A 1,222-nucleotide genomic window follows, 5' to 3' on the forward strand; every position below is an offset into this window, starting at 1 on the left:
GGCGAGGGGGGTACGGGGGAGTGGGTACGGGGACTGCGGCCGAGGACCGGGCGTTGGCGGTGCCCGGCGCGCGACAAGCTTCAGAAACCCGGCCGGGACACGGCACAACGCGAAGAAGCGGTCAACGCTCCGACAGGAGAGGGATCGAGGACGATCAGCGAGTGGCGGCGCAACAGAGCGCGGCTGCGACTCGAACCAGATCGACGCAGCGGCGGCAGGTCAACGACTGGCGCGGCATGCGTCGATGCAAGCACGTGGGCTCTTTCGCCGTCAACGCTCCGCCACCATCCGAGACGATCACGCTCGTCTCCCACCGGGCCGACGGCCGGCCTCCGGCAATGCCGTCGGCCCGGCTTCCATGCCGGTCGGGCGGGTGCCGCCGTGGACGTGAGGGCCGACCCGATCACCCTGTGGGTGATCCACGACCCGGACGCGCTCCACGAGTGGCCCGCGCGGGCGGTACGAAGTGAGAACGACTGGGGAGAGCCGGGTGGGCGGTTTCTCGCGATGCGTGAACGGCCTCGAGCCCCGTGTGGACGGCCGTGAACCGCGGATGTACGGGCATGGTCCTCGACCTGCCGGAAGGGCCGGTGCGTCCTAGGGTGGACAGCACTGCGCTGCATAGCGACCGGGAGTTCTCATGCGTCTGCCCATCGAACTCAGGCACGTGGCGCCCCGTCTGGCCACGGGGGCGTTCATCCTCAACTCCGGGCTGTCCAAGCGGGGCGCCGACGAGGAGACGGCCGCCCAGTTGCACGGGATGGCCGAGAACACGTACCCGTTCCTCGAGAAAGTGCCGGCGTCAACCTTCGCCCGGCTGCTCTCCAGCTGGGAGATCGCGCTGGGCGCCGCCCTGCTGCTGCCTGTCGTCCCCACGGCCGTGGCCGGTGCAGGGCTGGCCGCGTTCTCGTCGGCGCTGCTGGGGATGTACCTGCGTACGCCGGGGATGCGTGAGGAAGGCAGCCTGCGGCCGACCCAGCAGGGCATCCCGTTGGCCAAGGACGTCTGGATGCTCGGTGTCGGGATCGGGTTCGTCGTCGACGGGATGACGCGCGACAGGCGGTGACCACCCTCGCCGGCCGACCGGCTCGATGTGCTGCGTGCCGCGGGCGGACCGCTCGGTGTCAGCGAAGTGGCTGAACGGGTGGGGGTCCACGCCAACACGGCACGCTTTCACCTCGATTCGCTGGTGACACACGGGGCGGTGGAGCGGACGCTGGAG

2 protein-coding genes are annotated in these 1,222 nt (G+C 70.3%); both read left to right on the forward strand.

Features of this window, described 5'->3' with window-relative positions; all coding sequences use genetic code 11:
* The first annotated feature begins 640 nt into the window (after positions 1-640).
* Positions 641-1,066, forward strand: a complete 426-nt coding sequence (locus AOK11_RS37510) for a hypothetical protein (protein ID WP_055598095.1) — start codon at positions 641-643, stop codon at positions 1,064-1,066.
* A gap of 27 nt (positions 1,067-1,093) precedes the next feature.
* Positions 1,094-1,222, forward strand: a 129-nt coding sequence (locus AOK11_RS41250; RefSeq protein WP_157869537.1) for a helix-turn-helix domain-containing protein, incomplete at its 3' end; no start/stop codon positions are given.

The sequence above is a fragment of the Streptomyces hirsutus genome, from assembly GCF_001418415.1.
Taxonomy (GTDB): Bacteria; Actinomycetota; Actinomycetes; order Streptomycetales; family Streptomycetaceae; genus Streptomyces; species Streptomyces hirsutus.

What these genes read in the sequence shown, in the direction of transcription:
- AOK11_RS37510 (WP_055598095.1), top strand. Translation starts at nt 641, where the DNA reads ATGCGTCTGCCCATCGAACTCAGGCACGTGGCGCCCCGTCTGGCCACG.